This is a genomic window from Aeromicrobium choanae, assembly GCF_900167475.1.
Classification (GTDB): domain Bacteria; phylum Actinomycetota; class Actinomycetes; order Propionibacteriales; family Nocardioidaceae; genus Aeromicrobium; species Aeromicrobium choanae.
The window spans coordinates 2,060,049-2,080,886 of record NZ_LT796768.1 but is presented as its reverse complement, the minus strand read 5'-3'; the positions used below and the strand labels follow the sequence as shown (position 1 = coordinate 2,080,886).

The 20,838-nt window shown below is 72.0% G+C and carries 18 protein-coding genes and 1 pseudogene; 2 read left to right on the top strand and 17 right to left on the bottom strand.

Annotated elements, in window-relative coordinates; all coding sequences use genetic code 11:
* Nucleotides 1–128 precede the first annotated feature (128 nt).
* From B5D60_RS09975 to B5D60_RS09955, 5 genes and pseudogenes are all read right to left on the bottom strand, one after another.
* The gene (locus tag B5D60_RS09975) at nt 129–923 is read right to left on the bottom strand and encodes a transglutaminase-like domain-containing protein (RefSeq protein ID WP_078700018.1); all 795 of its coding nucleotides are present in this window, start codon (nt 921–923) and stop codon (nt 129–131) included.
* A 45-nt stretch (nt 924–968) separates the two neighbouring features.
* Nucleotides 969–1,952: a methylmalonyl Co-A mutase-associated GTPase MeaB gene (gene meaB, locus B5D60_RS09970; RefSeq protein ID WP_078700017.1), complete on the bottom strand. Its 984-nt coding sequence runs from the start codon at nt 1,950–1,952 to the stop codon at nt 969–971.
* 66 nt (nt 1,953–2,018) lie between these two features.
* On the bottom strand, nt 2,019–3,395 hold the full coding sequence (locus B5D60_RS09965; protein WP_153302966.1) for a hypothetical protein: 1,377 nt from the start codon (nt 3,393–3,395) through the stop codon (nt 2,019–2,021).
* A 53-nt stretch (nt 3,396–3,448) separates the two neighbouring features.
* Nucleotides 3,449–5,530 (bottom strand): annotated as a pseudogene (gene scpA / locus B5D60_RS09960) (methylmalonyl-CoA mutase); the annotation flags it as partial.
* Nucleotides 5,531–5,553: 23 nt separating this feature from the next.
* Nucleotides 5,554–7,341, bottom strand: a complete 1,788-nt coding sequence (locus B5D60_RS09955) for a methylmalonyl-CoA mutase family protein (RefSeq protein WP_172806317.1) — start codon at nt 7,339–7,341, stop codon at nt 5,554–5,556.
* Between the two features lie 74 nt (nt 7,342–7,415).
* Here B5D60_RS09955 and serC point away from each other — a divergent pair, with 74 nt between their 5' ends.
* Nucleotides 7,416–8,531: a phosphoserine transaminase gene (gene serC, locus B5D60_RS09950; RefSeq protein ID WP_078700013.1), complete on the top strand. Its 1,116-nt coding sequence runs from the start codon at nt 7,416–7,418 to the stop codon at nt 8,529–8,531.
* 94 nt (nt 8,532–8,625) lie between these two features.
* Here the strand turns inward: serC and B5D60_RS09945 are convergent, their stop codons facing one another.
* Nucleotides 8,626–9,144 carry a gamma carbonic anhydrase family protein gene (locus B5D60_RS09945; protein ID WP_078700012.1) on the bottom strand — a complete coding sequence of 173 codons (519 nt, stop codon included), beginning with the start codon at nt 9,142–9,144 and terminating at the stop codon, nt 8,626–8,628.
* 4 nt (nt 9,145–9,148) lie between these two features.
* Complete coding sequence (locus tag B5D60_RS09940; RefSeq protein ID WP_078700011.1) at nt 9,149–10,195, bottom strand: hypothetical protein; 1,047 nt, start codon at nt 10,193–10,195, stop codon at nt 9,149–9,151.
* 41 nt (nt 10,196–10,236) lie between these two features.
* On the opposite strand from B5D60_RS09940, the gene B5D60_RS17065 reads away from it, so the two are divergent.
* Entirely contained in the window at nt 10,237–10,692 is a 456-nt protein-coding gene (locus B5D60_RS17065) for a hypothetical protein (RefSeq protein ID WP_197684298.1), read from the top strand.
* Between the two features lie 37 nt (nt 10,693–10,729).
* On the opposite strand, the gene B5D60_RS09930 is transcribed toward B5D60_RS17065, so the two are convergent.
* The 10 genes from B5D60_RS09930 to cysC all read right to left on the bottom strand — a co-directional run bounded on the left by B5D60_RS09930 (nt 10,730) and on the right by cysC (nt 20,751).
* The gene (locus B5D60_RS09930; RefSeq protein WP_078700010.1) at nt 10,730–11,452 is read right to left on the bottom strand and encodes a DUF3027 domain-containing protein; all 723 of its coding nucleotides are present in this window, start codon (nt 11,450–11,452) and stop codon (nt 10,730–10,732) included.
* A 52-nt stretch (nt 11,453–11,504) separates the two neighbouring features.
* A complete protein-coding gene (locus B5D60_RS09925; protein ID WP_078700009.1) occupies nt 11,505–12,437 on the bottom strand; it encodes an AEC family transporter in 933 nt (310 codons plus the stop codon).
* 20 nt (nt 12,438–12,457) lie between these two features.
* A complete protein-coding gene (locus B5D60_RS09920; RefSeq protein ID WP_078700008.1) occupies nt 12,458–12,853 on the bottom strand; it encodes a cold-shock protein in 396 nt (131 codons plus the stop codon).
* 75 nt (nt 12,854–12,928) lie between these two features.
* Nucleotides 12,929–13,903 (bottom strand): YihY/virulence factor BrkB family protein, encoded by a 975-nt coding sequence (locus B5D60_RS09915; RefSeq protein WP_078700007.1) that lies wholly within the window; start codon nt 13,901–13,903, stop codon nt 12,929–12,931.
* Nucleotides 13,900–14,388: a type II toxin-antitoxin system PemK/MazF family toxin gene (locus tag B5D60_RS09910; protein WP_078700006.1), complete on the bottom strand. Its 489-nt coding sequence runs from the start codon at nt 14,386–14,388 to the stop codon at nt 13,900–13,902. Before B5D60_RS09910 ends, B5D60_RS09915 begins: the two co-directional genes overlap by 4 nt.
* A 3-nt stretch (nt 14,389–14,391) precedes the next feature.
* Nucleotides 14,392–15,987: an AMP-binding protein gene (locus B5D60_RS09905; RefSeq protein WP_172806316.1), complete on the bottom strand. Its 1,596-nt coding sequence runs from the start codon at nt 15,985–15,987 to the stop codon at nt 14,392–14,394.
* A 157-nt stretch (nt 15,988–16,144) separates the two neighbouring features.
* Nucleotides 16,145–16,585 (bottom strand): DUF779 domain-containing protein, encoded by a 441-nt coding sequence (locus B5D60_RS09900; RefSeq protein ID WP_231948706.1) that lies wholly within the window; start codon nt 16,583–16,585, stop codon nt 16,145–16,147.
* A 5-nt stretch (nt 16,586–16,590) separates the two neighbouring features.
* Nucleotides 16,591–18,114: an acetaldehyde dehydrogenase ExaC gene (gene exaC / locus B5D60_RS09895; protein ID WP_078700004.1), complete on the bottom strand. Its 1,524-nt coding sequence runs from the start codon at nt 18,112–18,114 to the stop codon at nt 16,591–16,593.
* 93 nt (nt 18,115–18,207) lie between these two features.
* Nucleotides 18,208–19,506, bottom strand: coding sequence for a GAF domain-containing protein (locus B5D60_RS09890; RefSeq protein ID WP_078700003.1), 1,299 nt, complete (start codon nt 19,504–19,506; stop codon nt 18,208–18,210).
* Between the two features lie 54 nt (nt 19,507–19,560).
* Nucleotides 19,561–20,751 (bottom strand): adenylyl-sulfate kinase, encoded by a 1,191-nt coding sequence (gene cysC / locus B5D60_RS17060; RefSeq protein ID WP_078700002.1) that lies wholly within the window; start codon nt 20,749–20,751, stop codon nt 19,561–19,563.
* Between the last annotated feature and the right edge of the window lie 87 nt (nt 20,752–20,838).

The window sequence follows — 20,838 nt, the reverse complement described above, 5'->3', positions numbered from 1 at the left end:
CGCCGTATCACCCCCCCGAGGTGATGCGACGACGCGGCGGTCGCTGAGGGAAGACTAACCCATTCGCTAGTTCTTTGTAACTAGTCCGCTGGTTCTTTTCGGCGTGTCACTGCGAGTTCACCCGCGGGTCAGCCGAGCGCGACGAGCTCGGTCACGTCGTCGCGCGGCAGCTCGTCCACGACCGCCGTGACGTTGATGCTGTTGAGGTTCACCCCGGCGTGGTGCTGCGACAGGAAGGCCGTCTCGGAGGCGTCCATCCCGGTGGCGATGCGGATCATCGTCTCGCGCGGGGCGAGGGCGGTGGCGTCCACGACGTGCCACTCGCCGTCGATGTAGGCCTCCGCGACCGCGTGGAAGTCCATCGGCTGCAGCCCCGGCGCGTAGACCGAGACCAGGCGGGCGGGCACGTCGTGCGCGCGCAGCAGGGCGATCACCAGGTGCGCGTAGTCGCGGCAGACGCCCTGGCGCTTCAGCATCGTCTGCACGGCGCCGTCGGTGGGCCGGCTGCTGCCGGGCACGTAGGACAGGTGGGTGCCCACCCAAGAGGTCACGGCGTCGAGCAGGTCCTTGCCGGACAGGCCCTTGAACTCGGCCTTCGCGATCGCGAAGAGCGAGTCCGACGGCGCGTACCGGCTGGGACGCCGGTACTCGATGATGTCGAGCTCCTCGGTGGCGATCGGGCGGGCGTGACCGTCGACGACCGCCTCGTAGTCGATCGTGATCGGGCCCTCGGGCGCGTCGATCCGGTGCAGCCGGGTCTCGTGGCGGCCGGCGATCTCGCGGGCCTCGAGCGCGGCGCCGTTCTGGACCACCCGCAGCGACTCGCTCGAGGTGGCCACGTTGGCCGCGACGGCGATCGACAGGACGAGGTCGGCGCGGTCGAACGCATGCAGTTCGAGGTGGGCCGTGACGGTGCGCTTCACCGCACCATGCTGGCACGGGCACCCCGACGCCGCGATCCGGCGACGTCAGGCGTCGAAGGCGCCGAGGATCTCGTCGGCGGCGGCCGCCGGGGAGAGGGTGCCGGCGAGGACCTCGTCGCGCACCCGCTCGCGGACCTGGGCGACCGACTCGTCGGTGGCGAGGCGCTGCTCGATCTCGTCGCGCACCAGCGCCCACGTGAAGTCGAGCTGCTGCTGCGCGCGCTTCTCGGCGAGGCCGCGGTGGCCCATGAACTCGCGGTGGCGCAGCACCCGGCTCCAGACGGTGTCGATGCCGGTCCCCTCCAGCGCGGAGCAGGTCAGGACGGGCGGCACCCAGTCCTGCGTGCCGGCGTAGACCAGGCGCAGCGCGCCCGCCAGCTCGCGCGCGGTGGACTCGGCTTCGCGGGCGCGTTCGCCGTCGGCCTTGTTGACCGTGATGACGTCGGCGATCTCGAGGATGCCCTTCTTGATGCCCTGCAGCTGGTCGCCCGTGCGAGCGAGCGTGAGGAACAGGAACGTGTCGACCATGCCGGCCACGGTGATCTCGGACTGGCCGACGCCGACCGTCTCGACCAGCACCACGTCGTACCCGCCGGCCTCGAGCACCGTCATCGCCTGGCTGGTGGCCCGGGCGACGCCGCCGAGACTGCCCGCACTCGGCGAGGGGCGGATGTAGGCGTTCGGGTCGGTCGAGAGCTGCACCATGCGGGTCTTGTCGCCCAGCACCGAGCCGCGGGTGCGCACGCTGGAGGGGTCCACGGCCAGGACGCCGACCCGGTGGCCCCGCTCGGTGAGGTGGACTCCGAGAGCCTCGATGAAGGTGGACTTGCCGACGCCCGGAACGCCCGAGATGCCGACACGGACCGCTCCCCCGACCCTCGAGTCGGGGCCCGCCGTCAGCTCGGCGAGCACCTCGCGGGCGACCGCCCGGTGGTCGGCACGGCGCGACTCGACCAGCGTGATCGCACGTGAGATCTCCGCCCGCCGACCCGCGCGGACGCCCTGCACCACCTTCTCGACGTCGACCACGCGAGAGAGTCTAGGGCGTGGACTCCGCCGACCCGGCGGCCAGCACGACGACGCCGGATGGGGCCGTCACCACGGCAGCGGCGGGCCCAGCCCGAACTCGGCGATGACGTCGTGCACCATCGCGAGCAGCGCCTCGTCGGAGTTGTCCCCGCCCGGACGGAACGCCACCGCGTTGATGACGACGCGGCCGCCCGAGAAGGTGACGCCCAGGAAGCCCTGGCCACCCATGCGGGCCAGCTCGGCGGTGGGCCGGCCGGGCTCGTTGAACTGGCCCCACGCGTACTGGCACGGCCGCCCGTCGATCCGCTCGACGGGCCCCGTCACGCGCCCGAGGTTCGAGCAGCCCACGGCGTTGACGTCGGCGCCCAGGGCGAACCTCTCGAGACGGCGCAGCAGCCACACCGGCACGAAGGGAACGAGCGGCAGGGCCGCCAGCAGCGGGAGCTGGTTGGCGTCGCGCGCGCTCAGCGCGGCCTTCATCGCCGCACGCGCGGGGCGCAGGTCGTGCGTGACCTCGGCGGGGTCGAGGGTGACGACGACGGAGGACAGGGCGTTGCCGCGCAGGTCCTCGTCGCCCTCACGCACGCTGACCGGGATCGTGAGGTTGACGGTGCCGTTCTGCTGCACCCGGCCCAGGTGGTGCCCGAGGCGCGCGGCCAGCGCCGAGGCCAGCACGTTCGAGGTGCCGCCGAGCCGTTCCGCGCACGCGTCCCACGACGCCTCGGACACGAAGGTGACGACCCGGGCGGCACCGTCGCGGACCGGCGGATCGGGCGCGGAGAACTCCGCGGCGGGCGCGGCCGCCGGCAGGGCCGCCGTCGAGGCCCGGTGCGGCAGGCTCCGCTCGGCACGCATCTGACGGACGACCGCGCGGAGCGCCCGCACCTTCTCGGGCAGCGACCCGATGACCTCGCGCCAGTGGGCCAGGCGGCTCCGGCCACGCTCGCCACGCCGCGGATACGCCAGATCCAGGTCGAGCCCCTCGACGGCCTCGCGCAGTCCCAGCAGCACCCCCACCCCGTCGGTGACCGTGTGCGACACCACGATCGCGACCGCGCTCCCCCCGTCGTCGAGGCGCAGCACGCCGAAGCGCCAGGGCGGACCCGCGCCCGGGTCGATGGGCCGGCGCGAGACCTCGACCGACCACTGCTCGATCTGCGACCGGGGCCGCATGGCCGGCTCCACCTCGATCGGCACGGGCGCGTCGGGGCGGACCCAGCGCGGCCGCCCGCCCCACCCCGGTGCCGCCTCGACGACGCGCGCGAATCGCCCCTGGTGCAACCGGTCGGACAGGCGGCGCAGCGCGTCGAGGTCGACCGCCCGGTCGTAGACCCACGTGTAGTGCAGCGTCGGGTGGTGCCCCAGGGCACGGAACGCCAGGTACGAGGCGTGGTCCATGTAGTCCAGCCGTGTATCCGGACGAGTGTCGAGACGGGTGTCCACCGCCACAGACTAGTGCAACTGGGAGTTGCAGGGCAGGTTCCGGACCGCCGGGATCAGCCCTCCGCGCGCAGCTTCTCCAGCAGGTCGAGCGCCGAGTCGGCGATGACCGTGCCCGGCAGGAACACCTCGGCCGCACCCATCTCCTTGAGCGTGGGCACGTCGTCGGGCGGGATCACGCCACCGATCACGACCATGATGTCGGGACGGCCCTGCTCCTCCAGCGCGGTCTTCAGCGCGGGCAGCAGGGTGAGGTGACCCGCCGCGAGGGACGAGACCCCCACGACGTGGACGTCGGCGTCGACCGCCTGCTGGGCGACCTCCTCCGGCGTCGAGAACAGCGGGCCCACGTCGACGTCGAAGCCCATGTCGGCGAACGCCGTGACGATGACCTTCTGGCCGCGGTCGTGTCCGTCCTGGCCCATCTTGGCCACGAGGATGCGGGGGCGGCGGCCCTCGGCGCGCTCGAACTCGTCGGTGGCCTCGATGACCCGGGCGATGTTGCCCGCCTGGCCGGCCTCGCTGCGGTACACACCCGAGATCGTACGGATGACGGCTCGGTGGCGCCCGTAGACCTTCTCCAGCGCGTCGCTGATCTCGCCCACGGTGGCCTTCGCGCGAGCGGCGTTGACGGCCAGGTCGAGCAGGTTGCCCTCGAGCGAGCCGTCGCGGCGCGAGCCGCGCTCGGCCGAGTTCGTCAGCGCGTCGAGCGCGGACTGCACGTCGTCGTCGTTGCGCTCGGCGCGCAGGCGCTCGAGTTTGGCGATCTGCGACGAGAGCACGGCCTTGTTGTCGACCTTGAGCACGTCGAAGGGCTCCTCGTCGGGCACGCGGTAGGTGTTCACGCCCACCACGACCTGCTGGCCCGAGTCGATGCGGGCCTGCGTGCGGGCCGCGGCCTCCTCGATGCGCATCTTGGGGATGCCCTCGTCGATCGCCTTGGCCATGCCGCCGGCCGCCTCGACCTCCTGGATGTGCGCCCAGGCACGGTTCGCGAGGTCGTGGGTCAGCTTCTCGACGTAGTACGAGCCGGCCCACGGGTCGATCGTCTGCGTCGTGCCCGACTCCTGTTGCAGCAGCAGCTGGGTGTTGCGCGCGATGCGGGCGCTGAAGTCGGTGGGCAGCGCGATGGCCTCGTCGAGGGCGTTGGTGTGCAGGCTCTGGGTGTGCCCCTGCGTGGCCGCCATCGCCTCGATCGCCGTGCGCTGGACGTTGTTGTAGACGTCCTGCGCCGTGAGGCTCCAGCCCGAGGTCTGCGAGTGGGTGCGCAGGCTCAGCGACTTCGGGTTCTTCGGGTCGAAGTCGCTCACGAGCCGGGCCCAGAGGGCACGGGCGGCGCGCAGCTTGGCGACCTCCATGAAGAAGTTCATGCCGATCGCCCAGAAGAAACTCAGTCGCGGTGCGAAGGCGTCGATGTCCAGGCCCACGTCGAGGCCCGAGCGGATGTACTCGACGCCGTCGGCGAGCGTGTAGGCCAGCTCGAGGTCGTTCGTCGCCCCGGCCTCCTGGATGTGGTACCCGGAGATCGAGATCGAGTTGAACCGCGGCATCCGCGCCGCCGTGTACGCGAAGATGTCGGAGATGATCCGCATCGACGGCGCCGGCGGGTAGATGTACGTGTTCCGGACCATGAACTCCTTGAGGATGTCGTTCTGGATGGTCCCGGCCAGCTGCTCGGGCTTCACGCCCTGCTCCTCGGCCGCCACGATGTAGAGCGCCAGCACCGGCAGCACGGCGCCGTTCATGGTCATGGAGACGCTCATCTGGTCGAGCGGGATGCCGTCGAACAGCGTGCGCGTGTCGTAGACCGAGTCGATCGCGACGCCGGCCATGCCGACGTCGCCCACGACGCGCGGGTTGTCGGAGTCGTAGCCGCGGTGGGTCGCCAGGTCGAACGCGACCGACAGGCCCTTCTGGCCCGCCGCGAGGTTGCGGCGGTAGAACGCGTTGGACTCCTCGGCGGTGGAGAAGCCCGCGTACTGGCGAATCGTCCACGGCTGCGTGGTGTACATCGCCGGGTACGGCCCGCGCAGGAACGGCGTCATGCCCGGGTAGGTGTCGAGGGCGTCGAGGCCCTCGAGGTCGGCGGGCGTGTAGAGCCGCTTGACGGGGATCCCCTCGGGGCTCTGCCACGGCTCGGCGGCGAACGACTTCGGTGTGGTCATGCGGAAAGCACCTCACGCATCTGTCGCAGGAAGGCCAGCGCGTCGAGGCCCATGGCGGCCGACGCGTCCTGGCCGAGTTCGGTCTTGCCGGCGACCACGACGTACGAGGCGCCGTTCTCGCGCAGCGCGGCGACCAGGTCGGCACCCCAGTCGCCGTAGACGGCGTCGGTGCCGGCGAGGCAGACCACGGGAGGCGCTCCGGCCTCGAGGTACGTGTCGACGGCCTCGTCGACGCCCGCCGTGGCGCCCGCGGCACCGATGCCGATGCCACCGGCGGCCAGCAGGTTGATGGCGAACGTGGCGCGGGCGGTGTGCGCGGAGATCGGGCCCATCGTGGCCAGGAAGACCGGCTGCGCCACGGGCTCGTCGCGCATCTGCTCGAACTCGCCGGCGTACCGGAACACGCCGGGCGCGACCGGGTAGGGCCGGCGCTCGGGCAGCGTCTCGGCGGCGTTCGGGAACTCGCTGATGCCCGTGATCGGGCGCTGGCGGCGCGCAATCTGCAGGGCGCGGTCGTCGCGCACGGCCTCCACCAGCGGCACGAGGCGCTCGGCGGCGGCGTCGAGGTCGGCGACGCCCTCCAGCTCGTCGAGGCCGTCGAGCTCGGCGAAGAGCTCCCACGCGGCCATCGCGAGGTCGTCGGTGAACTTCTCCACGGCGTACGCGCCGCCCGCGGGATCGGCCACCTTGGCCACGTGCGACTCGTGGATGAGCAGGCTCGAGGTGTTGCGCGCGATGCGGCGGCTGAACGGCGTGGGCAGGCCGAGCGGCTCGTCGAACGGCAGCACCGTGACGGCGTCCGCGCCGCCCACGCCCGCGGCGAAGCCGGCGACGGTGGTGCGCAGCATGTTCGTGTAGGAGTCGTAGCGCGCCATCATCGGGCGCGAGGTGACCGCGTGCTGGCGCTGGGCGCGGGCCGCCTCGCCGATGCCGCTCAGCTCGCCGACGCGGTTCCAGAGGGTGCGTGCGGCACGGAGCTTGGCGATGGTCGGGAACTGCTCGTCGGTGGCCGCGTAGCGGAACTCCAGCTGGGCCGCGGCCTCGTCGGTGGTGAACCCGGCGGCCTCGAGGGCACGCAGGTAGGTGACCGCGACCATCATCGACCAGGCGAGCTCCTGGACCTCCGAGGCGCCCTGGTCGTGCAGGGCGCTGGCGTCGACGACGACGCCGCGGACGCCGGCCTCCTTCGCGAGCGTGGCCACGCGGACGAGGACGTCCAGGTCGTGACCAGCGCCGCCGAGGTTGGTCAGCGGGTGCGGCTCCACGCCCTTGTCGCGGCACACCGCCAGGAACGCCTCGGCCGCGGCGACCGGGTCCTCGGGGGCGTCGAGCACGACGGGGGCCAGGTCGAGGAAGACCGGCTCGAGCAGCTCGGCGAGACGATCGGCGGCGATGCCGCGCTCCCCCACCGTGAGCCACAGCGAGTTGCCGCCGTTCTCCAGCTCGGTGGTGACGTCGGCGGCGGAGGTGTCGGGGTCGGTGAACCAGCCGCGCACGTCCCAGCCCTCGAGCTCGGGATCGGCGGTGCCGGAGCCGCGCGTGTAGGGCGCCTCGCCCGGGAGACCGGTCTCGGGGACGTCGGCGACGAGCTCGCGCGTGCCCAGCGGGGCGATGCTGAGCCCGTCGAGGGTGGTGGTGGTCAGCGCCTCCCACACGTCGGTGTCGGGGGCGTCATCGGCGAGGCGACGCGTCTTGCGCAGGACGGCCGCGGTGGCCTTCTCCCACTCCGACAGGTCGTGCTCGATGCCCTCGGCCAGGGGCACCACGGGCTGGTCTGCTGCCATGCGTCGCATGGTAGCCGCCTGCTTCGGCGGACCGTTCAACGCATCGTCCCGAGGACTCCTGCGAGAATGGCGCCGTGCAGATCCCCGACGAACTCCTGCCCCGCGACGGGCGCTTCGGCTCCGGCCCCTCGAAGGTGCGACCCGAGGCGCTCGCCGCCCTGGCCGCGAGCGGGGACACGCTCCTGGGCACGTCCCACCGCGCGGCGCCGGTGAAGTCGCTCGTGGGCAGCATCCGCTCCGGCCTGGCCGACCTGTTCTCGCTGCCCGACGGGTACGAGGTCGTGCTCGGGGTGGGCGGCTCGCACGCGTTCTTCGACGCCGCGACGTTCGGGCTCGTCGAACGTCGCAGCCAGCACCTCGTACACGGTGAGTTCACGACCAAGTTCGCCCGGGCGGTCGCCGCAGCACCCTTCCTGGAGGACCCGGAGATCATCGAGTCGGACTTCTCCACCCATCCCGAGGCACACGCCACCGCCGGCATCGACGCGTACGCGTGGGCGCACAACGAGACCTCGACCGGCGTCATGACCTCGGTGCGCCGTCCCGCCGGCATCGACGAGGGGGCGCTCGTGCTGATCGACGCCACGTCGGGCGCCGCGGGGCTGCCGGTCGACGTGGCCGAGTCCGACGTCTACTACTTCGCCCCGCAGAAGGGCTTCGCGTCCGACGGCGGCCTGTGGATCGCGCTCATGTCCCCCGCCGCGATCGAGCGTGCGCGCCGCATCAAGGCGTCGGGACGCCACATCCCCGGCTTCGTCGACCTCCCCACGGCGATCGACAACTCGCTCAAGGACCAGACCTACAACACCCCCGCCGTGGCCACGCTCTTCCTCATGGACCAGCAGGTGCAGTGGCTCAACGCGAACGGCGGCCTCGACTGGGCGGTCTCGCGCACGACCGACTCGTCGCAGCGGCTCTACGCCTGGGCCGAGGCGAGCTCGTACGCGACTCCGTTCGTGCCCGACCCGGCCGACCGCTCGCTCGTCGTGGGCACGATCGACCTCGAGGGCGTGGACGCGGCCGACGTGGTGGCCGCCCTGCGCGAGAACGGCATCGTCGACGTCGCCGGCTACCGCGGCCTGGGCCGCAACCAGCTGCGCATCGCGATGTTCCCCGCCATCGACCCCGACGACGTCACCGCCCTCACGCGGTGCGTCGACCACGTGGTCGGGCGGCTCACGGCGGAGTGAAGTTTCCCCTGTTAACAGGGGAAACCGTCGCTATGCGGGGGAAGTTTCCCCCGCATAGCGACGGTTAACCCCGCTCGGAGTGCCGCAGGGACGTTCAGTCGACGACGGTGGCGCCGCGGTGCAGCTCGCGGTGCTCCTCGTAGATCGAGGCGTTGAGGTGCAGCGTGGCGACCTCGTCGTCGGTGAGCTCGCGGCGCACCTTGCCGGGGACGCCGGCCACCAGCGAGCGCGGCGGGATGACCGCGCCCTGGGGCACGAGGGCGTTCGCGGCGATCAGGCACTCGTCGCCGATCTCGGCGCCGTTGAGGATCGTGGCGCCCATGCCCACCAGCACGTGGTCGCCGACCGTGGCGCCGTGGATGATCGCGCCGTGGCCCACGGAGACGCCCTCGCCGAGGGTCAGCGGCTTGCCCTGGTCGACGTGGAAGACGCAGTTGTCCTGGACGTTGCTGCCGCGGCCGATCGTGATCGGCTCGTTGTCGGCACGCAGGACCGCGCCGTACCAGACGCTGGAGCCCTCCTCGAGGACGACCGAGCCCACCAGGGTGGCGTTCGCGGCGACGAACGCCGACTCGTGGACCTGCGGTGACCTGTCTCCCAGAGCGATCTTCATGCGCTCACCGTATCGCTCGGCGTGAGCCCTCCGACGGGCCCCGGCGCCGCGCCAGGACCACCACGAGGACGACCAGCGCGGCGACGCCGACACCGACGAGCACGACGGTCCGGGTGTCCACGGCCACGCCCGTGCGGCTCGCCGCGGCGACCTCCGCCGGCGCGGACGCCGACGGCTCGGGGACCGACGTGGCCACCGTGGCGGGTCCGTCCGCCGAGGCCGCGCCGACCGGCAGGTCCAGGCGGTACAGGGGCGAGTCGGCTCCCTCGCTGCCGACCAGCACCGCGTCGTCATCGACGAACGCGACCGTCTCGGCCTGCTCGAGCGGAGGCAGCGACCGGCTGCCTGCGATGCTCCAGTCGGCGGGATCGATCGTCCACAGCGAGCCGTAGGACAGCAGGGCCACCCGGCTCCCGTCGGGCGAGAACGCACCGTCGGTGACCAGCGCGGGGAGGCCGGAGGCGGTGGCCTCGAACTCGGCGGCGCGGTCCGGGTCGAGGTCGTCCTCGTCGAGGGTCATCACCATGCCCCCACCGAGGGACTTCGTCACGACCTGCAGGAGGTCCGAGTCCGGAGGCGCCAGCAGCGCCTCGACGTCGGCGGGTCCGCCGGCCAGGGCGACCGGGTAGCGCCTCGCCCCGACCGTGCCGCTCGCGCGACCGGGCTCGTCGATCGCGTAGAGGGCGAGGTCGTCGCGCTCGGCGCGGTTGTCGCCGACGTCGCCGATCCACAGCGTGCCGTCGCGCAGCGCCAGCGCCTCCACGTCGCGGAAGGTGGCCCGGACGGTGGTCACGCCGACGACGGCGCCGCTCGCGAGGTCGACGGCGAACACCTCGGGGGCGTTGCCGGAGTCGTTGACGGTGTAGGCCAGTCCCTCGTGCGCCGCGCTGACCGCGAGGCCGCTGGACTCGGTGATGCGGGCATCGCCCAGCACCGCGACGGGCTCGTCGGTGGCGGCGTCGGCGCGGTCGATCAGCGAGGTCACGACCACCACCACGATCAGCGCGACCAGCAGCCCCGGGATCAGCAGCCGGCGACGACGGGGGTTCACAGGGCCCCCTGGGGCTGGACGGCGCGCGTTATCGTGGAGCCATGGCCCGCCAGAAGCGATCCCGCATCCCCGACCTGGGCCGTCCCGAGGTCACCGAGCTGGAGTTCGGCAGGACGACGCACCGTGTGGCCGAGGTCGAGCCCATGGACGTCGACGGCGTCCGCACCATGACCATCGGCACGATCGCCTGGGGCGTCGTGGCGCTCGCGCTGCTGCCGTTCTGGGGCAACCTGCAGGACCAGGGCCGCACGTGGTGGCTGTGGACCGCGTTCGCGGGCCTCGGCCTTGGCCTCATGGGCATCGAGTTCTGCAAGCGCCGTCGCGACGCCCTCGCCGAGCGCGCGGCGACCGCCCCGCTGCAGGCCGTGATCCCCGTCGACGAGCTCCCCGAGGAGACCGTGACCGACACGGCGCCCGTCGAGCCGCAGGCCGCACCGGGCGCCACCACGCCCGATGCTGACCCGGAGCGCCCCACGGGACGGCGTCGCCGGAGCTGAGGCCGACCGGCCTCGCATCACACCCCGCACGACGGGCTCAGAACTCCTCGAGCTCGGCCCGGGTCGAGTCCAGCACCGGGTCGGGCAGCTTGGACGCCGACGCCGATCGCTTGGGCCGCGTGGCCGAGTGGGCACCGCAGCCGTGGGTGAGGGCGACGATCCGCCCGTCGGCGTTGGCCATCTTGTTCGCGCACACGCCGAAGCGGTCGGAGAGGTCGCCGGCCAGCGAGACCAGGAAGCCGCACGTCCCGCACACGCCGGGCGCCTGCTTCGCGATGGGGGTGTCCGGACCGGACTCGCCCTCGTACCAGCGCTCGGCGGCGTCCTCGCGACCCTCGATCGAGAGCACCCACTCGCGGCCGAGGCCGATCTCGCGGGCGAAGTGGCGGTCGACGACACCGGTCTCGTCGCCGTCGCCGGCGGACCACGCGGGCACGAGGCGGATGTCGTCCTCCTCGGGCGGCAGCACGTCGCCGGGACCGAGGTCGCCGGGACGGATGCGCTCGCGGTAGGGCGTCCACTCGGGCGCGACGATGGCCTCGTCACCGGGCAGCAGCACGATGTCGTTGATGCTGACCTGCTCGTCCAGGACCGAGGCGCTGACGGCCCAGTACCAGCCGCGGTACCCGGGCAGCAGGCAGGCGAATCGCTCGGTCACCAGACCGGGCGCCTCCTCGGTGCTGCCGAGGTGGTCGCCGACCGTGCCGTCGTCGGCACTGGCATCGAGGGCCGCGCGTGCAGGAGAGGTCGCCGTGCTCATGGTCCGATTGTCCCCCACCGGGCCACACCCGACCAACCCGGTCGTCCCGCGCTCATCCGCTGACTCCCGCGGGCACCAGCACGGCGGCCAGCAGGACCAGCACCGGCAGCGACGCGATCGTGGTGACGGCGACGCAGTCACGCGCGAGGAGCTGCGCGCGACCGAACTGGGTCGCGTAGACGAACACGTTCTGCGCCGTCGGCAGTGCGGCCATCACGGTCACCCCGGCGACGTCGAGGGCACTCAGGTCGAGGACGTGGCGCGCCACGAGGTACGCCACGAGAGGCTGCCAACCGAGCTTGAGCACCGCCACGAACGCCACCTCGCGACCGTTGCCGCTGCCGATCCGGGGACCGAAGCGCAACGAGACGCCGTAGGCGACGAGCGCGCACGGGATCGCCATCGCCCCGAGCAGCGAGATCGGCTCGTCCACGACGCGCGGGAGCTCCACGTGACCCAGCGAGAGCAGGACGCCGATCACCGCGGCGACCGTCACCGGGTTGCGGACGCCCGCACGGACGAAGGCCCAGGGCGTCGCGCGGTGGCCCGACTCCATGCTGAGGAACGTCAGCGCCAGCGGCGCGTAGATCGTCAGCTGCAGCACCATCGTGGGCAGCGCGAAGGCCGCGTCGCCGAGCACGTAGCCGGCGATCGGCAGCCCGAGGTACCCGCCGTTGGCGTAGGAGGCCGCCAGCCCGCCGACCACCGCCGCCGGGCGCGACCGGCCCCGCCAGCGCGCCCAGGGCAGGTAGACCGCCAGCGTGGCCACGACGCCGACGACGGCCACGACGAACCAGGCACCGAACACGGTGCCGAGATCGGTGGAGCCGAGGATGTCGATCAGCAGGGCCGGCGTGGCCACGAAGTAGACGAGCCGCGACAGCACCACCTGACTCGCGGCGTCGAGCACCCGCGTGGCGGCCAGGACGTAGCCGACCGCGATCAGGACTCCGATGACGGCGAAGCCCTCGAGAGCCCCGGTCACGCGGTCGGTTCAGTCACGCGTCAGGCGTCGAGGTCCGCGGCGAGGCGGCGCAGCAGCTGCGCGACCTGGCGGGCGCGCTTGCCCTCGGGATGGCGACCGTGGCGGTAGCCCTCGCCGAGCCCGTCGAGGAGGTTCACGAGGTCCTCGACGATGACGACCATCTCCTCGGGCGACTTGCGCCGCGCGTGGGCCTGCGCCTGCGAGACCGAGGGGGTGGGGTCGAGCACGCGGACCTGGAGGGCCTGGTCGCCGCGGCGTCCGGCGGCGATGCCGAACTCCACCCGCGTGCCCGCCTTCAAGGTGTTCACGCCGTCGGGCAGCGCGTCGGAGCGGACGTACACGTCCTCACCCTCTTCGCGGCTGAGGAAACCGAACCCCTTCTCGGGGTCGTACCACTTGACCTTGCCGGTGGGCATGACCGTTCCTTTGCGTTCTCGGAGTGCGACCCCTGCAGTCTAGTGGGCTCACCGCCGCGGAGGTGCTCGCGCCGCTCAGGCCTCGTCGTCGAAGTCGACCGAGATGGTCTGGAATCCCTTGTGCCGCTGCATCCGGGCGTACTGCGCGTAGGCGCGGCGGTCGCCCGCCGTGAGGACGACGTTGTCGGTGAACGGCGTCAGCAGGGCGCGGGGGTACAGGTGACGCCGTCGCACGACGTTGATCTGCAGGCCGATGACGATGACCGAGGTGAGCAGGAACAGGAAGGCGACGAGGCCGAGCACGAGGGCGAACGTCTGGTTCATCGACGACGCGCGGACGATGACGCGCTGCACGTACGTGTCGCCGACGAACTGCAGCACCTGCCAGCCGAGGGCGCAGAACAGCGAACCCGGCAGGACCGACCGCCACGAGGCCCGGCGCAGGCTGACCAGTTTGAAGACGGTGATGAAGATGGCCCACGAGACGAGGAAGCCGACCACGCGCATGACCAGGCCGAGGTCGGGCAGGTGGTCGATCCCGACCAGCTCCGGGTTGTCGACGATCGACTGGGCGATGGCGATCGCGAGGATTCCCACGCCGCCGATCGCGAGCACGACGACGCTGCGCAGTCGCATGAGGATCGGGTTGGGCCGGCTGTTGCGCGGCACGCCCCACGCGACGTTCGCCGCGTTCTGGGTCGACTGGCCCACGCCGAGCGACCCGTAGAGCGCGACGAGCGAGCCGAGGACGATCGCGGACGTGCTGCCGGTGATCTCGCCGGGGCGACCGAGCTGGTCGCCGATGATCGGGAACTGCCCGAGCGCCGTGTCGAGCAGCCGCTCCTGCAGCTCGTAGTCGCCCTGCAGCACGAAGCCCAGCACCGACGAGGCAATGAGCAGCAGCGGGAAGATCGCGATGAACGAGTAGTACGTCATGATCGCTGCCAGGTACGGGCCCTGGTCGTCGAAGAACTTGTAGATCACCGCGATCGGGAACCCGAGGACCGGGTGCTGCCGCTGGAAGCGGTCGACCCGGGCGACGATGCTCATGGCAGGTATTGTCGCGCAGCCCCCAGCACCCGCTCGTACACCCCGCGGGAAAGCACCGCGCCTTCTCGGCGGACGTCCTGCTCGCGGACCTCGATGAGCCGGTTCAGCCGCACCTCGCTGGGGCGGCGCCGGGCGTCCCACGGGCCCGATCCGATGTCCATCCAGAAGCGTCCCGCACCGGCCTCCTGCGCCGCGTCGCGGTCGTGGTCCTTCGACGTCAGCTGCAGGGCGACGAGCGTGCCGTCGTCGCGGCGCCCGATGAGCAGCACGGGGCGGTCCTTGCCCTGGCTCGGGTCGTCCTCGTACGGCACCCAGGTCCAGACGATCTCACCCGGATCGGGGCGACCGTCGTGGTTGCCGGCCCACGTCGTGTCGAGGCCGGCCGGGGCACGCGAGGTGCCCGCGGCCGGCGTCGACGCGGAGGAGACGGACCGACCGATCTCCACCAGCCGCCGCAGGACGGCGGAGAGGTTCGGACGGGTCACGTGTCAGGCGGTGGTCTCGAAGGCGGGCAGCTGCCGCTTCATGACCTTGCCCGTGGGGTTGCGCGGCAGGGTGTCGAGGAACATGACACCGCGCGGCACCGCGGAACGGGCGACGTTGTCCTTGGCGAACTCGACCAGCTCGTCGGCCGTGACGTCGCTGCCCTCCTTGCGCACCACGTACGCGGCCAGGCGCTGGCCCCACTCGGGGTCGGCGATGCCGGTGACGACCACGTCGGCCACCTCGGGGTGCTCGACGAGGCAGTCCTCGAGCTCGCGCGGGAAGACGTTCTCACCGCCGGAGATGATCATGTCGTCGTCGCGGCCGGCGACGAAGAGGCGACCCTCCTCGTCGAAGTAGCCGAGGTCGCCCGAGTCCATCAGGCCCGAGTGGAACGACTTGTTGCGGCCGTCGGTGTAGCCACCGAACGGCATGTCGTTGACCACGTGGATGACGCCGATGTCGCCCTGGGGCACCTCGTTGCCGTCGTGATCGAGGATCTTGACCGTGGTGCGCCACGGGACGCGGCCCGCGGTGCCGGGCGCGGCGCGCAGGTCCTTCGGGTCGGCGATCGTGATCCAGCTGGTCTCGGTCGCACCGTAGAAGTTGTAGATCGAGTCGGTGTACATGTCCATGAAGTGCAGCGCCAGGTCGCCGGCCAGGGCCGAGCCGCTGGAGGCGGTGATCTGCAGGCTGGACACGTCGGTCTCCTTGACCACCCGCGGGTCGGCCTTGACCATGCGCTGGAGCATGAGCGGCACGACCACCAGGACGCGGACCTTGTGCTTCTCGATGTCGCGCAGGGCCTGCTCGGGGATGAACTTGCGGCGCAGGACGAACGTGGGGCACGTCGACAGGCCGAAGCCCAGGTTGATCAGGCCCCACGAGTGGAACAGCGGCGCGGCGATCGAGACGACCGAGTTGCTCTGGTACGGGATCGCGCCGAAGTACGCCAGCAGCGGCTTGAGGTCCTCGGGCTCCTTGCGCTTCGCGCCCTTGGGCAGGCCCGTCGTGCCGGAGGTGAAGATGATCATCTCGCCGTGACGCGAGGGGACGGGCTGGTCGCCGGACGGCTGGCCGACCGTGGAGGACTCGATCGAGGGCAGGTCCGAGGGTGCGTCGGCATCGGCCCAGGCGAGCAGGAGGCGGCTGCGGCGGACGTCCTCGACGAGCGGGAGGAACTCCTGGTCGAGGATGAGCAGCTCGGCGCCCTCGCGCTCGGCGAGGTCGGTCAGCTGGGCGCGGCTGGACATCGTGTTGAGCAGCAGCACGCGGCCACCCAGCTGCACCACGGCGATGAGGGCGATGACGAGGTAGCGGTGGTTGCGCGAGAGGACCGCGACGGAGTCACCGGGCTCGATGCCGCGCTCGCGCAGCACCTCGGTGAACTGGTTGACCTGCGTGACGAGGTCCTCGTAGGTGATCTCACCGGCGTCGTCGATGATCGCGATCTGCTTGGGGTAGCGCTTGGCCGCGGCGTTGATGCCGGACGGAAGACCCGGACCCCACTTCTTGAGCACGCGCGCGGCACCGATCAGCTTGTGCGGCGGCAACGCCTTGATGACGCCGATGCGGCGCAGAACCTTCAGTTTGTAACCCAAGTCACCCATGCGGGAGAGCGTAACAGTCAGATTCCGTGCATCTGAGGGTTTCCTCAGGCTCCTGCCGTGGGGGCGGTGAGCCTCGTGGGGCCCGTGGGGAAGATGCCTCGAACGGATGGTCGTTCATGGTCCGGTCGAGTCCCCCGGGAGGGCGATGTCAGGACGGCACACCACCTCGGACCACCGGCACCATCCGGGACGTCTCGCCCTCGGTGAACACGCGCGACCTGATGATGAAGCGATGCCCCGTCGGGCCCTCGATCGAGAAGCCGGCCCCGCGCCCGGGAACGACGTCGATCGTGATGTGGGTGTGCGACCAGTACGCGAACTGAGCCGCCGAGATCCACACCGGGATCGGCTCGGGGGTGCCCGCGTCCAGCTCGCCCAGGAGCACGTCGGCACTCCCGATGAGCAGCGTGCCCTGGGTGTAGCACATCGGCGCCGACCCGTCGCAGCAGCCGCCGGACTGGTGGAACATCAGCGGCTGGTCGTGATCGGCCCGGAGACGGCGGAGCAGGTCCGCCGCCTCCGGGGTCACGGCCACCCGGGCCGTCGGGGGGGAGGAGCCGACGGACTCGGGTGGCATCTCGGTCTCCATGGGGATCAGAAGAAGCCGAGAGCGTTGGGTGAGTAGCTCACGAGCAGGTTCTTCGTCTGCTGGTAGTGGTCGAGCATCTGGCGGTGGTTCTCGCGACCGATCCCGGAGTTCTTGTAGCCGCCGAACGCCGCGTGCGCGGGGTACTGGTGGTAGCAGTTCGTCCAGACGCGGCCGGCCTCGATCGTCCGGCCCGCGCGGTAGGCGGTGCTGGTGTCGCGGCTCCACACGCCGGCGCCGAGACCGTAGAGCGTGTCGTTGGCGATGCCCATCGCGTCGTCGAAGTCGTCGAAGCCCGTCACCGAGACGACCGGGCCGAAGACCTCCTCCTGGAAGATGCGCATCTTGTTGTGGCCCTGGAAGATCGTCGGCGCCACGTAGTAGCCGCCCGACAGGTCGCCGCCGAGGTCCACGCGCTCGCCGCCGGTGATGATGCGGGCGCCCTCCTCCACCCCGATCTGGATGTAGGACAGGATCTTCTCGAGCTGGTCGTTGCTCGCCTGCGCGCCGATCATCGTCTCGGTGTCCAGCGGATTGCCCTGCTTGATCGCCTTCGTGCGCTCGGTCGCCGCGGGCAGGAACTGCTCGAGGATCGAGTTCTGGATGAGCGCGCGGCTCGGACACGTGCAGACCTCGCCCTGGTTGAGGGCGAACATCGTGAAGCCCTCGAGGGCCTTGTCGTAGAACGCGTCGTCGGCGCTCGCGACGTCCTCGAAGAAGATGTTCGGGCTCTTGCCGCCCAGCTCGAGGGTGACGGGGATGAGGTTCTGCGCCGCGTTCTGCATGATGAGCCGGCCGGTGGTCGTCTCGCCGGTGAAGGCGATCTTGCGGATGCGGCTGCTGGCCGCCAGCGGGGCGCCGGCCTCGGCACCGAACCCGTTGACCACGTTGAGGACGCCCGGGGGAAGCAGGTCGGCGATCAGCTCCATCAGCAGCATGATCGACGCCGGCGTCTGCTCGGCGGGCTTGAGGACGACCGCGTTGCCGGCCGCGAGCGCGGGAGCGAGCTTCCACACCGCCATCAGCAGCGGGAAGTTCCACGGGATGATCTGGCCGACGACGCCGAGCGGCTCGTGGAAGTGGTACGCGACCGTGTCCTCGTCGATCTGGCTGATCGAGCCCTCCTGGGCGCGGATGCAGCCGGCGAAGTAGCGGAAGTGGTCGACCGCGAGTGGCAGGTCGGCGGCCATCGTCTCGCGGACGGGCTTGCCGTTGTCCCACGTCTCGCCGACCGCCAGCATCTCGAGGTTCTCCTCGATCCGGTCGGCGATCTTGTTGAGGATGATCGCCCGCTCGGTCGTTGACGTCTTTCCCCAGGCCGGCGCGGCCGCGTGGGCGGCGTCCAGGGCGGCCTCGATGTCCTCGGCGGTTCCTCGGGCGACCTCGCAGAACACCTGGCCGTTGACCGGGGAGACGTTCTCGAAGTACTGGCCCTTGACCGGGGCGACGTACTCGCCGCCGATCCAGTGGTCATAGCGCGGCTTGTACGAGACGACGCTTCCCTCGGTGCCGGGCGCTGCGTAGACGGCCATGTGCTGACTCCTTCGTCGGGGGGCGGGTGTGAGGGGGCTCACACCCGATGGGTCGACGGTAGGCAGCGCAACGTTGCGCGAACGTACGAGCGGTCAGCCCAGCTCGGCGTCGAGCCGCTCCAGGTGGTCGGCGACCTGCGCGAAGCGGGGCGAGGTGTCGGGCAGGACCCGGGCGATGCGCTCCCAGACCTCGAAGTCGTCGCGGCCGTGGCCGGTGTCGGCGAACGGGAGCAGCGCATCGGGGTCGTCGCAGACCAGCAGGTGCGAGCGCACCAGCTGGTGCAGGTCGTCACGGGCCGCGGCGACCGCGGGCGCCTGCGAGTCGGGCAGGATCGGACCGCGGTAGCGAGCGACCGCCTGGCGCAGCCGACCGGCCGCGAGGTCGTCGCGGACCCGCTGGGCATCGGTGTCCACCGCGCCGGCGAACCGGTAGGGGCGCGACTCCAGGCGCAGCCCGCCGAGGACCTGGCGCAGCCGGGACAGCTCGGCGCGGATCGTCACCTCGGGCAGCTCGTCGTCGCTGAGCGCGACCGCCAGCTCGGCGGTGGTCAGGCCGCGGTCGGCCGCGGCCACGAGCAGCGCGATCTCGCTGTGCCGGGCACTGAGCCGGGTCGTGGTCGTGGCGTGGTGCAGCAGCGCCCCGCGCACGCCCAGCACATCGATCCGCGGACGCTTCACGCCGGGGCTGTGACTCGTGCGCGACGCCGCGGCACCGCGGACCCGCTCCAGGCGCAGCTCGGCCTCGACCGCCGCCGCCGTGGCACGCACGAGCCCCAGACTCGTCGCGCTCGCGACCTCGGCGCCCCCGGTGAGGTCGATGACCCCGAGGACGGCCCCCGTGTCGGGGTCGTGCACCGGCGCGGCCGAGCAGCTCCAGGGCGTGACCTGGCGGGCGAGGTGCTCGGGCCCCAGCAGCGAGACGGCCCGGTCGAGCGCCAGGGCCGTGCCGGGGGCGTTGGTCCCGGCGCTGGCCTCGCTCCAGTCGGCGCCCGGCACGAAGTTCATCTCCTCTGCCATCCGGCGCAGCTGTGCAGCGCCCTCGACCCACAGCAGCTGGCCCGCCGCGTCGCTCACGGCGACCAGCAGTCCGGCGTCGGCCGCGCTCTCGACGAGGAGCCGCCGCACGACGGGCATCCCGGCGGCCAGCGGGTGGTCGCGGCGGATCTCCTCGAGCCGGGAGGAGTCCAGCGTGATCGCCGCGAGGGCACGCTCGGGGTCGATGCCACCGAGGAGGCTGCGTCGCCACGACTCGCTGACCACCGACCGGACAGGGCCGTCGACGGCTCCCGTGGAGAGGAAGGAGTCGTGGGCGTCGTGCAGCGCCCGCGCCAGCGCATCGGGATCGACTCCCGGCGGCACGGCGAAGGGCGATTCGGGGGGCCCCGGCGGCATGGGTGAATCCTAGCGGGCCGTGTGAACCAGGTCACACGAAGCGGGGGCTCGTCCTCAGGACCCGGCGACGACGCCCCGCTCCCGGAGCAAACCCACCACCGCCTCGACGCACTCCCCCACGCCCATGAGGGACGTGTCGATCGTGAGGTCGGCGTCGTCGGGGCGCTCGTACGGCGAGTCGATCCCGGTGAAGTCGCGGATGAGCCCGGCACGCGCCTTGGCATAGAGGCCCTTGCGGTCGCGGGCCTCGGCGACGACCAGCGGCGTGGCCACGTGGACGACCAGGAACGGCGAGCGCGGCTCGACGCGCTCGCGCATCGCCCGGCGCACCGAGGCGAAGGGCGCGATCGGGGCACAGACGGCCAGCCCGCCGGCCTCGGCGACCCGGGCGCCGACCCACGCGATCCGGGTCAGGTTCCTGGCTCGGTCCTCGCGGTTGAACCCGAGCCCGTCGGACAGCTCGCGGCGCACGTCGTCGCCGTCGAGCAGGACCGCGTGGGCCACGCCGCGGGCGATGACCGCCTCCACCACGGCACGCCCCACGGTCGACTTCCCGGCGCCCGAAAGCCCCGTGAGCAGCAGCACGGCACCGCGGGCCTCCCGCACGCCGGGCCTGCGGAAGTCGAGCGGGTCCCGCACCCCGAGCGAGCGCAGGGCGATCGCCAGCACCTCCTGCGAGGTCGTGGTCTCGCTTACGGCGGGTGCCGGGAGGTACCAGGCCTCGGCGTGGGGCACCTGCTCGGCGCAGCGACGCAGCTCCTCCATGAGGGCCATGTCGCCGGCCCACGCGTCGTCGCCGACGCCGACCAGGGCGAGCGGACGGCCCGCCGCGAGGTCCGCGGCGCGCAGGACGTCGGCGGCCCCGACGCGCCCGCCGAACAGCGCCACGACGTGGTCGCCCAGGTTCACGGGCACGACCAGCCGGGACCCGCGGGCCGGTGGATGCTCGGCGGCCCTCACGGCGCGCAGCCGGCCCGCCACCCACGTGGTGCCGTCGTCACGGGGACGCGTGTCGGTCAGGACGAGCACGGCCAGCGGTGTGCTGTCGGGATCGGTCAGCGTGAGCGAGCCCTGGGCCACGGCCTCACGGGCCGCCTCGGCCGGGACCGCGAGGTTCGCCTCGAGCGGCCAGTCCGCCGGGACCCGTCCGGGCAGGCAGTAGCCGTCGACCGCGTCGAGGAACCCGCCCAGGATCAGCTCGAGTCCGTCGAGCTGGTGGCCGCGCAGGACCGCGTCGGCGCTCACCTCGGGCCCGCGCTGTCCACGAAGTGGTCGCGTCCGGGGAGCCACGGGTCCATGGGCGACGATTGTGGCACAGCCGATGCCTGCGGT